Genomic DNA, 13,888 nt, shown 5'->3' on the forward strand with positions numbered 1-13,888 from the left:
GTTCGTGGTTCGCTAACCAGCGCATACGATAGCTGTCATCCAACAGAAATTCCATTTTCCGACCAGAAAAGACACGCTGAGTATACGCATACAGAATAATTTTTAATAGCATCTTCGGGTGGTAGGCAGGTCGGCCTAATTGTTCTTCTAATTTATTAAAGAGTGTTTGCGGCATTGCTTCGACTAAGGCATTAACCGCAAAAGCGACATCCGTTTCAGGAATAAACTGTTCCAACTCTAATGGTAAAATCGTTTGATTAATGGTATAATTTTTAAACATAAAAGCACGCTCCTTTTGATTTGGTTTAGTCACTTTAATCTTACACGGTTGTGTGCTTTTTGTGTACCCTAAAATCAAAAAAGTAGGACAATAATCAGATTTTCTTCTGACTATTGTCCCACTCACTTTCGCTCTTTTTTTATTCTTGTGTTGGTGGAATAGCTGCCAGCACTTTTTAAAGATTTGGATACCTTGAACCCTTTATCTTAAACGTTCATTAGCCAGTTTTTGACTGTTTGATTGAACATAGCAGGTTGTTCGATTTGAAGATTATGCCCTGCAGTATCTAAAATAACAAATGTTGAGCGGGTAAAACCATCAATCAAACGATAAGCATCCTGATAGCCTACACAGTCATCCTGTCTGCCAGTTAAGAAAACACTTGGCTTATCAAAATGAATCTCCTCAAAGCGCTCTTCAAATGACAGTGCGTAGCCTGTTTGCTGGTAGCTTTCTACAAACTCCTCATTTGCCCTTGCTAAACCTGGATAGATTTCATTTTTGTATCTCTGCCAGGTTTCATCAGTAGCGACAACAGCCATCTCCATAAAATCAGAAAATAGTGTTTGTTCACCATTATCGAGTAGTATTTGTTTTTTTATTAGAACCTCACGCGGCGGCAGCTTTCGTTTCGAGCGCTCAGCGATTGTGCATGGACAAAGAAAAAAAACGCCGTCAATCCTGTCAGCTGCTAAAAAGGTTAAGCCAAGAGATAAGTAGCCTCCATAAGACTGACTCACAAGAAGATAGGATTGTTCACCAAGAACTTTTTTAGTGAAGCTCTGAATTATTTCAATCATTTTATCTGCGTTGCTGACTAGTCCGTTCCCATTTGATTTTCCTAGACCAGGAAGATCAATGTAAATTCTTTGATAACCCTGCATCTCTGCAAATATTGGTTCCAGGCAGCCAACCATGACCTCATGATCCTCTGGAAATCCATGAAGGCATAAAACCGACTTGCCTTCTCCAAAAATTTCATAGTGAATCAGGCAGCCTTTAATCATGATTTCCATTTTTATACTCACCTTTCACATCTATGAAGATTTACGCTGATAGGTTTCAAACTCATGAGCATAGACATTTCCTTCATCCAGCTCGCCTTCACTCGTATTAATCATCGTCCATTCATCCCAGTCAACAGAAGGAAAATAAGTATCTCCTTCAAATGCTCCATGAATAACTGTTCGGTAAAGAATATCACAATACGGAAGAAAATCCTGATAAATTTTGGCGCCGCCTGCAATAAAGGTAATTCCTGAGAATTCTTCAGCATAGCTTAGAACCTCTTGAATATTGTTCATGATCATCACATTTGCTGCCTGATAAGAAGTATCTCTTGTCAATACGATTGTTTTACGATTAGGAAGAGCTTTTCCACCCATCCCCTCAAAGGTGGTTCTTCCCATTACAATTGTATTGTTTTCAGTCATTTTCTTGAAGAACTTTAAGTCGTTTGGCAAATGCCAAGGCAACACATTCTCCTTTCCAATAATCCCCTGCTCATCCTGAGCCCAGATAGCTGCTAACATATTTTTAACTCCTTTCAGACCTATACCGCAATTGGTGCTTTGATAGCCGGATGCGGGTCATACCCTTCCAGTTTAATATCTTCCATTTCAAAGTCAAAAACCGATTGTTTTTCTGTATTTAAAATCAGTTGAGGAGCTGAACGGACTTCCCTAGTCAGCTGTTCCTCCATCTGCTCAAAATGATTTACATACAAATGAGCGTCCCCTAATGTATGAACAAACTCCCCTACTTCCAAGCCTGTTTCATGGGCAATCAAATGTGTTAAAAGTGCGTAGCTGGCAATATTAAACGGTACGCCTAAGAACACATCTGCACTACGCTGATACAGCTGACAGCTCAATTTTCCGTCATTTACGTAAAACTGGAACATTGTATGACAAGGTGGAAGCGCCATAGAAGGAACATCTTCAGGATTCCACGCAGAGACAAGCAAGCGGCGGGAATCAGGATTTGTTTTTATCATACGAATAACATCTTGAAGCTGATCAATAAATTCGCCATTCTTTGTTTCCCAATGCCGCCATTGAGCGCCGTAAATATTACCCAATTCTCCATGCTTTGCTGCAAAATCAGAATCATTTAAAATGTTTTCACAGAATAAAGCATGCTGTTTTTCATACTCTTGTTTGAACCCTTCATCAGTTAAGACACGATGACCAAAACCGGTCATATCTGGTCCAGTATAGTCTGAACTATTAATATAGCGTTCAAATGCCCATTCATCCCAGATATGATTGTTATGCTGTAGAAGATATCGGATATTCGTATCCCCTTTAATAAACCAAAGCAGCTCACTTTTAATCAAACCAAATGGCACTCGTTTTGTTGTCAATAAAGGAAAACCTTTTGATAAATCAAAACGCATTTGATGGCCAAAAAGACTTTTTGTTCCTGTTCCAGTACGGTCGCCTTTCAAATGTCCTTCATCTAGTATTTTTCTACCTAAGTCAAGATACGCATTTTCCATATGATCTCCTCCTGCTATTCGTCAGCAAACTGGCTTAAATAATCCCAGCGCTCGATTTTTTCTTCCAGCTGTTCTTCGATTTGGTCCATTTCTTTCTGTAGCTCCTGAAGACGGGTAAAATCATTTCCCTGATGGTTCATGTCTTCTGAAACCTGTTCTTGTCTTTTTTCAAGGACAGCAATTTCGTCTTCAATTGTTTCCCATTCCTTTTGTTCCATATAAGTCAGCTTTGATTTTTCTTTTTTAACTTTTACTTCCACCGCTGAATTCTTCACTTTTTTTGTATCCTGCTGTTCTTCTGCTGTCTGTTGCTCTAAATAAGCGCTCATTGTACCGTAGTAGGATGAAATCTCAGCATTTCCTTTAAAAAGTAGAAGCTTATCCATCGTTTTATCAAGAAAATAGCGATCATGTGAAACAGCGATTACTGTTCCGCTGAACTGATGGATATAGTCTTCCAGTACAGTCAGCGTATCGATATCCAAGTCATTCGTTGGCTCATCCAGTAAAAGCACATTTGGTTGACTGATTAATAGCTTCAGAAGATACAATCTTCGTTTTTCACCGCCGGAAAGCTTTCCAACCATCGTTCCATGCATAAAGCGGGGAAATAAGAAACGTTCCAGCAGCTCTGCCACGCCAACTGTTTCGCCGTCCACTGTTTTAGCTTCCTCTGCAGCCTCCTGCAGGTAGGCAATCATCCGTTTCTCAGGATCTATTTCTTCGTTCTCCTGTGTATAATAAGCCAGACGAACTGTTTCACCGATTTCGTACAGACCACTTTCAAGAGGAACTCTTCCTGCGAGAATATTTAGCAATGTCGATTTCCCGGCACCATTTTTACCAGTTATCCCTATTCTATCTTTTGCTTGTATTAGCAATGAAAAATCATTGAGAAGCTGTTTTTCTTCAATTTTGTAATAACCATGCTGAATCTCCAACACTTTTTTCCCTAAGCGCTGGGAAGATAGATTGAGATCAACTGTCTCTTTTGCATTCACCTGATGAAGATTTTCTTTTAAGTCATGAAAACGTTCCTGACGGGCCTGCTGCTTTGTTCCTCGTGCCTGCACACCAGCACGCATCCATTCCAGCTCCTGTTTGAACAGCTGCTTTCTTTTATTTTCCTGTTCAATCTCTACCCGTTCCCGCTCAGCCTTCGCAGCAATATACGCTTCGTAATTTCCTTTATACTCATAAAGCTTCCCAAAAGAAAGTTCAAAAATCCGGTTAGTCACCCGATCAAGAAAATAACGGTCATGGGTAACCATAAGCAGTGCCCCTGAATAGCTTTTCAGGTATTTTTCCAACCAGCTGATTGCTTCATAATCCAAATGGTTCGTTGGTTCATCCAGCAGCAGCAGGTCTGGTGCTTCAATCAGAGTCTGTGCCAGACTAACCCGTTTCTTCTGTCCCCCGGAAAGCTCGCCGACTTTTTTATTTAGTGTATCAATACCTAGCTTCTGCAGGATAATCTTGGCACTGGTATCTGCGGACCAGGCATCTTCTTTATTCATTTTTTCTTCCGCCCGCGTATATTGGTTTTGAACAGCCTCATTCATTCCATCCTGATCTAAAGCGATTAACGCCTGTTCATACTCTTTTACAGCCTGAATAATCGGTGTATTTCCTTGAAAAACAGCATCAATTACACTTAACTCATCGTCCAGCTCATGGGTTTGAGAGAGATAACCAATGCGGTAATCCTTTGCCTGTTTTACAGGAGAGATATCGCCATCTGCAGCATCCAGCCCTGCCAGAATATTTAGTAAACTTGTTTTACCTGTACCGTTAATACCAATCAGACCAATCCGATCTTTCTCATGTATCATAAAAGACAGGTTATCAAATAAAGTCTTCTCCCCAAATGTTTTGGTTAACTTCTCAACTCTTAGTTCTTTCACAAGCTCACTTCCTTTTCATCTTGACTATTGTAACAAAAAAAGCCCAAAAAAAGAAGCTGGTTTTCTTTTTCATAGATAAACGAGCTATTGAATTATTTTTTTACCAAACTATGAACAATAAAAAAGTAAATTTCTATTGTATTCCCTGAGATAATTCTTTGTCGCAACAGTATACTATTCTGAAAACCAATGCGACTCTTCATTTGTCTTACAGTATCATTATTTTTTAAATATTGGCAAAAATAAAGAGTGGAACATATAGAATCCCACTCTCTTGTCTAATCTTCAATTATAATATCGATATCCAAGTCCTTTGCCACCCGATCTGATAAAAAAGCCAGCATCGTTTCCAGAGGCATTTTGAAAATGAGCAGCGGACCTCGCCGGCCATTTCTAAAATAGTTCATTCGGATTTCCTGATTCTTAACAGAAAGAACAACTTTTTCCAGCTCAGAATAATACACACCACGATTGTCAAAGGAATTATTAATAATTTTTCCATCTGCTAATCCCCGACAGTCCAGCATGAAACTAAAAAGCAGACAAGATGTCATAATATCCTGCAGTTTGTCATTCAATGTTTGCGGTGCTGTCAGTCCAAAAAATAAGAAGACTGCTCCAAGACAAAGCCCGATAGCACTTGGTATTATCGAACGTTTAGCAAAAACAACAATACTTCTGCGAACCATAATTAAATAGATATATAACACAATGACAAACAACGTTAATAGGATAGTGAACAAATCAATAATCAGAAAGACCTCCTTATTTTTGTAACAGCCCTCAAAGGCTATTCTTTAGATGCACTTTTTTGCTGATCAATTTCTGTCAGCTGCTGGTTTATTTTTTTTATCTTATCTTTACATACCAGTATATCCCGAATCATCTGATCGCGTTTATCCCCTTTAGGCAAACGATTGACCACTTGATAATAAGCAGCAAGTAGTTGGACATTCTTCATTTTTTCTTTCTGCAATCTATCTTCTTTTAATTTCATCGACATGTCTCCTTCAATGAACAATTCCCCTAAAATTCAATATACTGTACTAGTTTAACATACATCAGTCAGTCTGTTGAAATATTTCTTTTTATGGAAGATAACGGTTTGTTCTGAGTGAAATAAAACCAGGGAAAGCCTGCAACTGCTTGCCCCGGTCAATAATGTTAAATAAATGCTCAATTATTATTGTGCAGAAAGTGCAATCCCAATCGCTTTTTCACCAAGGTGGGTGCCAATAACCGGACCAAAATGTCCGATTTCAATCTCAGCCTCCGGATATTGTTCCTGCAGTTTTTTCTTCTCTTCCTCTGCAACTGCAAGATTATTGGCATGAATAACATAAAGCTTTACAGGATACTGTATTTCCTGATTTCTCTCACCGATAATTTGCTCCGCGCGTGTAAATGCCCGTTTAGTTGAACGGATTTTTTCAAATAAGACGATTTTCCCATCTTCAAACGTAAGAATCGGCTTGATTTTCAATAAACCGGCAATCAGTGCCGCACCATTCGTTAAACGTCCGCCGCGCACAAGATTATTCAGGTCTTCCACAATTAGATAGGCATACGTATTGTCTCTAATAATATCCATCTTTGCGAGAATAGCTTCAATGTTCTCGCCATTGTCTGAAGCAGCCAGCGCTGCCTCTACCATATGCCCCATTGGCATACTGGTAATTTTCGAATCATAGGGGTGTAAATCAATTCCTTCGATTGTTCCTTTCAAGGAGAACAGCGTGCCGACAAAGCCTGAAATTCCTGCTGACAAATGGATACTCAAAATTGTATCATATCCTTTTGCTGCAATAGATTCATAGAGCTCGATGACTTCTCCTAAAGCAGGCTGAGAAGTTGTTGGAAATTCTGAACTGCTGTTTAGCAATGCATAATACTCATCCGCCTCAATATCAATTCCTTCATTATAAATTTTGCCGTCTAAAATGACTGGTATAGGAATAATAAACAAGTCATTATGTTTTTTTATTCTGTCTGGTAAATAAGCTGTACTATCTGTTACCACAGCAAGTTTCATATTAAAAACCCTCGTTTCATATTTCTAAACTTAAATAAATATAACATACTCTGAATTAGATGAAAACTGTCTTTTTCATGCTAATTGGCTAAAAAACTCTGAACCGCCTGCTGATTCATCGGTAAATCTATTTCAAGAACACTACCGGCATAGTCATAGTAGCCGTTTGCCCAGGAATCTTCAACAGGAACTGTTAGGCGGTCAATCCCGCCAGCCCCCTTCAATGCTAGAGAAGGACCGTTTTTCAATAAGAAGGTTAAAGGAATATCATTTGCCATATATCCAACCAGTTTACCTGCTGATTCTGGTGTTCGCAGCAATACCATCGGTGATTTCAGTTGCGAAATGACGGCAGACATCACTTGCTGCTGTCTTCTTACCCGACCAAAATCCCCTTCTTCATCCATCCGGAATCGTGCATATTGGAGCAGAACATGCCCATCCATCTTTTGATTTCCCTGGTTAATGTCAACACCATCTAAATTCAGCGTTTTTTCTGCATCGATTTCTACACCCGAAGGGAATAAAGAATCGATTACTTTTTCGAAGCTTTGGAAATCAACCTTTGCATAGTATTTACAATCAATACCAAAGTTATTGGCTAATGTTTGACGAACTAGTTCTGCTCCGCCATATGCATAGGCTGAATTGATTTTATTTGCACCCACCTCAGGAATATCAACAAATGTATCCCGCATAAAGGAAATTAGTTTAGGCTTGCCGGAAGGTCCATCCAGTTGAAGAACCATGATGGTATCCGCACGTCCAGCATCTTCTCCTCTAGTATCACTACCCAATAAGAGAATATTGTTGGCACCGTCTGCACTGGTGACGCCATTAAATACTTCTGTTTCTTCTTTGGGAAGGGAGTCGTCATTTTCAGCCGCGTGCTTTCCCTTAAAGAAAAATACAACCGGCAGCACAATTAATAAAACCAGTACCAACAGAGCCCACTTAATCCATCTACGCTTGCCTTTCTTTTTTAGCTTTTTCGGCTTTTCAGGTTTATATTTTTTTGAACTTCTTGGTGGTTCCACAGGTATTTGCTCTTGTTGACGGCTATATGACTGGTTTTCCTGATAATATTGTTCATCAGGCTGAACTTGCTTTTCGTAGCGTTCATCCCTGTCTTTTTCTTTTCTAGGATTAAAGCTGCTTCTTTTTTCCGCAGCATCTGATTTTTTATGTATATCTTTATATCGGTCCATACGACTCATTGTTTGTACACCTCTTTTTCACTCTTATGGATAAGGATAACCCATTTTACAAAAAAAGTCTTTTCAGATTGTGCATTTTAAAAAAAATAAAAGGAATTTTTTTCCAGTAGGTATCCGCTAGCCTTTCCAGCTATGTTATTCTATGTTTAATAAACACTTTTTTACTTTATTTAAGGAGGAACACTATTATGGCTTTTTTTGATATTGATTATTATTCGGCTGTACTTGGAATGAACACGAAGGTTTCCTGTATTTTGCCCAATAATGGAAGAACAAATATTCCTGTACTTTATCTGCTTCACGGAGTCGGGGGTGATTACACCTCCTGGTCACGCTTTACAGCTCTTGAGTCTTATGTAGATAAAATGAACCTTGCTGTGATTATGCCGCAAACATCTGCAGGTGCTTATACGAACACTACCTACCATATGAACTACTGGACGTATCTTTCGGACGAGCTGCCCAAAACAGTGCAAAATTTTTTCCCTCAGCTATCAAAGGAAAAAGAAAAAAACTATGCCGGAGGACAGTCTTTGGGCGGCTACGGTGCATTTAAACTGGGATTTGGCACAGATAATTATGGAGCAATTATCAGTTTGTCTGGAGCAGTTCATTCTATGGATCAGCTTGGTGAAGAAATCTTTCAGTTTGCACCAAAGGCATTCTGGACAGGGATTTTTGGAAATCTCGATGAGCTGCCAGGCTCGGAGAATGATATTTATGCTTTAGCTGAAAAGAAACTCACAGCTGGATTCGACTTCCCTGATATCTATTTGGCTTGCGGAACGGAGGATCCATTTTTCCCTGCAAATCAAAAAGCCGTAGAGCTTTTGAAACCCTACGGCATAAATGTACAATTACGTGCGACCAGCGGCGGTCATGACTGGCTTTATTGGAATCAGGAAATCAAACAAGCACTAGCTTGGCTCTCAGAAAGATAACCGGAGTAGTTTTGCTTACGCTAGTTTGCTGTCTCTCCCGTTTAGACACCGTGAATAGGATGGACCGCATAATTTCCAAAAACCTTAACTTCCCCGCCCATTAAACGGAGTTCCTCTAAGGCAAAATCTATCAATTCCTGAGGTTTATCCAAATGAATATCAATCAAAAAGAAATACTCTCCCAGAGTAGTTTTTAATGGCCGAGATTCAATTTTACTCAGTCCTATTTCCCGCCAGCTGAAAACAGAAAGTGCTTTGTGGAGTGCCCCCGGCATATTATTCGGCATAGTTACAGCCAAAGTCAGCTTTCGATTTTCAACTGGTATTTCTTCTAAATCAATCTTTTCTGAGCCGAGAACCCAGAATCTCGTACGATTGATGGCCACGTCCTGAATGTCTTCTTTTACAATAGTCAGACCATATTTTTCGGCCGATAGCTTTGGTGCAATCGCCGCAATAGTCAGCTCTGGATGGGCAGCTACGAAATTCGCTGCATAGGCGGTGGATGGTGTCGCCTCCAAAACAGCATTAGGAAAATAGCGGCTTATGAACTCCTGTGACTGTGCCAGCGCCTGAGGATGAGAGAGAATTCGGGTAACCTGGTGCCAATTATTCTGATGATTTGTATTCACCATCAACTGCTGAAAAATCGGCAGTACTAGCTCTGCGCCTACAGGAATTTGTCCCTTTCCTTGATGAAATAGATAATCCACTGTTGTGTTGACTGATCCTTCAAGAGTATTCTCAATAGGCACCACACCTAAATCTACTTCATGAAATTCAACTCCCTTAATACATGCCGGTATTGAATGAAACGGTATTAACTCGGCATTGGGAAATGCCGTCTTAGTCGCTGTATGTGTGAAAGAGCTTTCCGGCCCTAAATAACCAACCTTCATTTATTTCACCTACCCTATACTATCGAGGATTTCAGCTGTAATCTCTTCCGGCGTACGCTGATCTGTATCCACAATCATGCTTGATGCTTCTTCATAAAACAAAATACGCGGTTCAAAAACCTGCTTTATTTCTTCCGGAGACTTTGAAACCACTAACGGACGAACTGTTGTATGGTCATTTTTTAACCGGGGAATAAAAACCTCTGGTGTTGTCTGTAAATAAATAACTGGTGCCATCTTTTTTAACAGCTCACGATTTTCCGGACGCATCACAATCCCGCCTCCAGTTGAAATCACATAATCGTGGTCTATATATTTTTTCAGTACAGCTGTTTCCTTTTCCCGAAAAGCAGCTTCTCCATATAAATCAAAGTATTCCTGAATGCTCATGCCGATTTCTTCAATGATTTTATCGTCAAAATCTATATGCTTCATTCCCGTCTTCTGTGAAAGCAGCTTTCCAACTGTTGTCTTACCAGCCCCCATGAAGCCGATTAACGTGATTCCCTGCATCTGTTTCCCTCCTAGTTGTATAGTCTTTGTAAATCATTAAAAAAATCTGGATAAGAAACAGCTATCGCTTCAGGACGTTCAAGAACCACAGTTCCTTTTTTCACCAGCAAAGCAGCAATCTGCAGCATCATGCCAATTCGGTGGTCTCCATAGCTAGTCACGTTTCCGCCATTAAGGACTGTTCCGCCAGTAATAATCATTCCGTCCTCAGTTGGTGTGATATCTGCGCCCAGCTTGTTCAGCTCATTTGCTACTGCATCAATTCGATTCGTTTCCTTAACCTTGAGTTCCTCCGCATCACGAATCACAGTTGTTCCTTTTGCCTGGGTGGCCATCAAAGCAATAATCGGCAGCTCATCAATCAGTCTTGGGATAATTTCTCCTGAAATGTCAATCCCATGCAGCTCACTTGTTTCTACAGTTATTGTTCCAGATTTATTGCTTTCACTCTTATTTTCTTCAATCGTGAGTTTTCCGCCCATTTGTTGAATAACATCAATAATTCCTGTTCGTGTTGGATTTAAGCCGACATTCTCCAATGTTATCTTACTATCTGGAATAATCAGTCCTGCAGCAAGAAAGAAAGCTGCTGAAGAAATATCTCCAGGCACTACAACCGTTTGCCCAGTCAGCTTTTGAGGTCCTGTTAAATGGATTTCTTTATCGTCCACTTCGATTTCCCCGCCAAATTGTACAATCATATCTTCTGTGTGATCTCTAGTCTTTTCTTTTTCAACAACAATCGTTTTGCCTTTCGCCTGCAAACCGGCAAATAAAATTGCTGATTTGACCTGAGCACTTGCTACAGGCATTTCATAGTGAAGCGGCTGCAAAGAAGATGTTCCTCTGATTGTAATCGGAGGATACTCTGTTCCGTCGTGTCCTGTACAGGAGGCGCCCATTTGGTTCAACGGAGACAATACACGAGCCATTGGTCGCTTAGCAATTGAGGCATCCCCATAGAGCTCTGTTGAAAAATCACTGCCAGCCAAGATACCGCTAATTAAGCGAATCGTCGTGCCTGAGTTGCCGATATCAATTGCCGAAACAGATGGGCTAAGACCTTCAAAGCCTTGACCATGAATAATAATTGTTTCACCATCATCTTCAATTTTGACGCCTAATTTCTTAAAAGCTTTTATTGTACTGAGACAATCTTCTCCTCTTAAAAAGTTTTTTACTGTTGTTTTCCCATGAGCTATCGAGCCAAACATGATGCTGCGATGAGAAATTGATTTATCACTAGGAACTTGTATCGTCCCCACAAGTCTTTTTTTATTGATTGCTAACTCCAAATGATCATCCCTCCTTACTTTTCATACCATAAATAATCTGTTTCCTTCTCAATACACTCTTTGGCACGTTCCAAATCTTCTTTTCTTTTAAAGGTCAGTTGAAGAATACCAAAAATATCTTCTCGTGTTTCCAATATTTTCAAATTTATTAATGACAGATTTGCTTTGCCGATAATCCCTGTCACCTCTGCAATAACTCCAGGAACATCCGGTACATCTATAAATAAATCATGAAAGGCTGGAATAACTCCTTCTTTATGGACTGGCATCTGATTACGGGTTTCTTTTGCTTCGTAAAAAAATTGGAAAATTGCTTCCCTGTTTTCTGCAGCAATCCATTCTGAAACCTGATCCATCTCACCACGCCAGTTATCTAAAAGTCCTAACAGGGTTTCTTTATTGCTTAATAAAATATCTGTCCACATCACTGGATCAGAAGAAGCAATTCTGGTAATGTCCCGAAACCCGCCGGCAGCCAGTCTCCCAGCACCTGGATGTTCTTTATTAAAAGCTTTGCTTTGATTCACTAGTCCAGCAGCAATTACGTGAGGAAGATGACTTAACAGACCAGTAATTTTATCATGCTCTTCTGTAGACATAACAACAAATTTTGCCTGTGTACCAGCTAGTAAGCTCTGAAGCGCTTTGATTCTTTTTTGATCTTTTTGTTTGCCTGGTGTAAAAATGTAGTATGCATTTTCAAATAACCGTTCATCTCCTGCTGTTACACCGGATTTATGAGAACCGGCCATTGGATGACCACCAATGAAGTTCTCTAAGCCTAACGTCTCTGCCAAGTCGACGATTTCACTTTTAGTGCTCCCAGCATCTGACAGAATGACACTTTCTTTCAGAGGAATCCTGCTGATTATCTGCAGCTGTTTCTTTACCGCCTCAACAGGGGAGCAGAGTAAAATCACATCAGCTTCTGGAGCTGCCAGATCCAAACTTTCAGCTATTTCATCAATCATCCCGCGTTTTAGAGCAAATGCCTCAGACTCTTTTTGCACATCCAATCCAATAATTCGTGTATTAGGATGTTCTTTTTTTATCGCCAGTGCTAAAGAAGCACCGATTAATCCCAATCCTACAATTAATACTTGTTTTTCCTTCATCTTCTACACTCCATTCATCTGATTTTAGAATTGTTGAGTATAGCGACGATAGGCTGTAACCTCTTCTTTCATCTGCTCAAAGGAATCACTGTCAAATTTTTCTAAGAGCGCTTGTGCCACCTCTGTAGCGACGACAGCTTCGCAGACCACACTTGCAGCTGGAACTGCTGTACTATCCGAGCGTTCAACACTTGCCTTATAAGGCTCTTTTGTATCGATATTTACGCTTTGCAGCGGCTTATATAAAGTAGGAATCGGCTTCATCACGCCCCGAACAACAATCGGCATTCCGTTGGTCATGCCGCCTTCAAAACCGCCAAGGTTATTGGAGGTTCGAGTATAGCCGGTTTGTTCATTCCAAACAATTTCATCCATAACTTGACTGCCGGGCCTGTTGCCCATTTCAAAGCCTATCCCAAACTCAACACCCTTGAATGCATTGATACTCATAACAGCTTGTGCAATTTTCCCGTCCAGTTTTCGATCCCATTGAACATAACTTCCTAAACCAACAGGTACTCCACCGACGAGAACTTCAACAACACCGCCGATTGTATCGCCATTTTTCTTTGTTTCATCAATGAGTGTCTTTATTTTTTCTTCCACCGATGAATCGACTACTCGAACCTCAGAGCTTTCTGATTTTTCTTTTATTTCTTGTACAGTCATGTTTTCCGGGATAGAGGCCTTGATTCCTCCTAATAGAACCACATGACCGGCAACTTCAATGGACAGTTCACTTAGCAGCTTTTTGGCCACAGCACCAATTGCAACTCTCATTGTTGTCTCTCTAGCTGAAGAACGCTCCAACACATTTCTCAAGTCTTCATGCTTGTATTTTATTCCACCAACCAAATCGGCATGTCCCGGCCGGGGTTTGTTGACCCGACGAATATTTTTTTCTTTTTCCGGCACCTCGGCAGCCGACATGACTGACTGCCAGTTTTTCCAGTCTTTATTTTCCACAACCAGAGTCACCGGCGACCCTAATGTTTTCCCATGACGAATGCCTGAAGTAATCCGGACAGCATCCTTTTCAATTTTCATTCTTCCCCCTCGTCCGTAGCCTGTCTGACGGCGGGCAAGTTCCAAATTAATATCTTCAGCGGTAAGCGGCAAACCAGCCGGCAAACCCTCAATAATTGCTGTTAGTTCTGGTCCATGTGATTCTCCAGCTGTAATAAAACGCATA

General features: G+C 40.4%; 15 protein-coding genes. 1 reads left to right on the plus strand and 14 read right to left on the minus strand.

Annotation, left to right across the window (positions count from 1 at the left end):
• The 9 genes from AC1Z3K_RS15220 to AC1Z3K_RS15260 form a co-directional block, all read right to left on the minus strand.
• Window positions 1-280: transposase (locus AC1Z3K_RS15220; protein ID WP_461733187.1), on the minus strand; the 280-nt coding region annotated here is incomplete at its 3' end.
• 206 nt (window positions 281-486) lie between these two features.
• Window positions 487-1,296, minus strand: a complete 810-nt coding sequence (locus AC1Z3K_RS15225; protein WP_461733188.1) for an alpha/beta fold hydrolase — start codon at window positions 1,294-1,296, stop codon at window positions 487-489.
• Between the two features lie 21 nt (window positions 1,297-1,317).
• The gene (locus AC1Z3K_RS15230) at window positions 1,318-1,812 is read right to left on the minus strand and encodes a dihydrofolate reductase (RefSeq protein WP_426084150.1); all 495 of its coding nucleotides are present in this window, start codon (window positions 1,810-1,812) and stop codon (window positions 1,318-1,320) included.
• A 20-nt stretch (window positions 1,813-1,832) separates the two neighbouring features.
• Window positions 1,833-2,780 (minus strand): thymidylate synthase, encoded by a 948-nt coding sequence (locus AC1Z3K_RS15235; RefSeq protein WP_426084151.1) that lies wholly within the window; start codon window positions 2,778-2,780, stop codon window positions 1,833-1,835.
• 14 nt (window positions 2,781-2,794) lie between these two features.
• A complete protein-coding gene (locus tag AC1Z3K_RS15240; protein WP_461733189.1) occupies window positions 2,795-4,684 on the minus strand; it encodes an ABC-F family ATP-binding cassette domain-containing protein in 1,890 nt (629 codons plus the stop codon).
• 278 nt (window positions 4,685-4,962) lie between these two features.
• Window positions 4,963-5,394, minus strand: coding sequence for a hypothetical protein (locus AC1Z3K_RS15245; RefSeq protein WP_461733190.1), 432 nt, complete (start codon window positions 5,392-5,394; stop codon window positions 4,963-4,965).
• Window positions 5,395-5,474: 80 nt separating this feature from the next.
• Window positions 5,475-5,681, minus strand: a complete 207-nt coding sequence (locus AC1Z3K_RS15250; protein WP_426084154.1) for a hypothetical protein — start codon at window positions 5,679-5,681, stop codon at window positions 5,475-5,477.
• A gap of 186 nt (window positions 5,682-5,867) precedes the next feature.
• Window positions 5,868-6,716 carry a DegV family protein gene (locus tag AC1Z3K_RS15255; RefSeq protein ID WP_426084155.1) on the minus strand — a complete coding sequence of 283 codons (849 nt, stop codon included), beginning with the start codon at window positions 6,714-6,716 and terminating at the stop codon, window positions 5,868-5,870.
• 80 nt (window positions 6,717-6,796) lie between these two features.
• Window positions 6,797-7,933 (minus strand): LCP family protein, encoded by a 1,137-nt coding sequence (locus AC1Z3K_RS15260; protein WP_461733191.1) that lies wholly within the window; start codon window positions 7,931-7,933, stop codon window positions 6,797-6,799.
• Between the two features lie 188 nt (window positions 7,934-8,121).
• Here AC1Z3K_RS15260 and AC1Z3K_RS15265 point away from each other — a divergent pair, with 188 nt between their 5' ends.
• On the plus strand, window positions 8,122-8,874 hold the full coding sequence (locus AC1Z3K_RS15265) for an alpha/beta hydrolase (RefSeq protein ID WP_426084157.1): 753 nt from the start codon (window positions 8,122-8,124) through the stop codon (window positions 8,872-8,874).
• A gap of 41 nt (window positions 8,875-8,915) precedes the next feature.
• On the opposite strand, the gene pheA is transcribed toward AC1Z3K_RS15265, so the two are convergent.
• From pheA to aroC, 5 genes are read right to left on the minus strand one after another with little or no spacing between them, the layout of a single operon-like run.
• Complete coding sequence (gene pheA / locus AC1Z3K_RS15270) at window positions 8,916-9,773, minus strand: prephenate dehydratase (RefSeq protein ID WP_426084158.1); 858 nt, start codon at window positions 9,771-9,773, stop codon at window positions 8,916-8,918.
• Window positions 9,774-9,782: 9 nt separating this feature from the next.
• Window positions 9,783-10,286, minus strand: a complete 504-nt coding sequence (locus AC1Z3K_RS15275; RefSeq protein ID WP_426084159.1) for a shikimate kinase — start codon at window positions 10,284-10,286, stop codon at window positions 9,783-9,785.
• A gap of 11 nt (window positions 10,287-10,297) precedes the next feature.
• On the minus strand, window positions 10,298-11,581 hold the full coding sequence (aroA, locus tag AC1Z3K_RS15280) for a 3-phosphoshikimate 1-carboxyvinyltransferase (RefSeq protein WP_426084160.1): 1,284 nt from the start codon (window positions 11,579-11,581) through the stop codon (window positions 10,298-10,300).
• Window positions 11,582-11,595: 14 nt separating this feature from the next.
• Entirely contained in the window at window positions 11,596-12,696 is a 1,101-nt protein-coding gene (locus AC1Z3K_RS15285; RefSeq protein WP_461733192.1) for a prephenate dehydrogenase, read from the minus strand.
• 24 nt (window positions 12,697-12,720) lie between these two features.
• Window positions 12,721-13,887: a chorismate synthase gene (gene aroC, locus AC1Z3K_RS15290; protein WP_426084162.1), complete on the minus strand. Its 1,167-nt coding sequence runs from the start codon at window positions 13,885-13,887 to the stop codon at window positions 12,721-12,723.
• Window position 13,888: the final 1 nt, after the last annotated feature.

Source organism: Enterococcus sp. LJL128 (genome assembly GCF_056924295.1).

Bases quoted from the DNA above. Each gene is read 5' to 3' on its own strand.
- AC1Z3K_RS15225 (WP_461733188.1), bottom strand. From the start codon at position 1,296: ATGGAAATCATGATTAAAGGCTGCCTGATTCACTATGAAATTTTTGGA.
- AC1Z3K_RS15230 (WP_426084150.1), bottom strand. From the start codon at position 1,812: ATGTTAGCAGCTATCTGGGCTCAGGATGAGCAGGGGATTATTGGAAAG.
- AC1Z3K_RS15235 (WP_426084151.1), bottom strand. From the start codon at position 2,780: ATGGAAAATGCGTATCTTGACTTAGGTAGAAAAATACTAGATGAAGGA.
- AC1Z3K_RS15250 (WP_426084154.1), bottom strand. From the start codon at position 5,681: ATGAAATTAAAAGAAGATAGATTGCAGAAAGAAAAAATGAAGAATGTC.
- AC1Z3K_RS15255 (WP_426084155.1), bottom strand. From the start codon at position 6,716: ATGAAACTTGCTGTGGTAACAGATAGTACAGCTTATTTACCAGACAGA.
- AC1Z3K_RS15260 (WP_461733191.1), bottom strand. From the start codon at position 7,933: ATGAGTCGTATGGACCGATATAAAGATATACATAAAAAATCAGATGCT.
- AC1Z3K_RS15265 (WP_426084157.1), top strand. From the start codon at position 8,122: ATGGCTTTTTTTGATATTGATTATTATTCGGCTGTACTTGGAATGAAC.
- pheA (WP_426084158.1), bottom strand. From the start codon at position 9,773: ATGAAGGTTGGTTATTTAGGGCCGGAAAGCTCTTTCACACATACAGCG.
- AC1Z3K_RS15275 (WP_426084159.1), bottom strand. From the start codon at position 10,286: ATGCAGGGAATCACGTTAATCGGCTTCATGGGGGCTGGTAAGACAACA.
- AC1Z3K_RS15285 (WP_461733192.1), bottom strand. From the start codon at position 12,696: ATGAAGGAAAAACAAGTATTAATTGTAGGATTGGGATTAATCGGTGCT.
- aroC (WP_426084162.1), bottom strand. From the start codon at position 13,887: ATGCGTTTTATTACAGCTGGAGAATCACATGGACCAGAACTAACAGCA.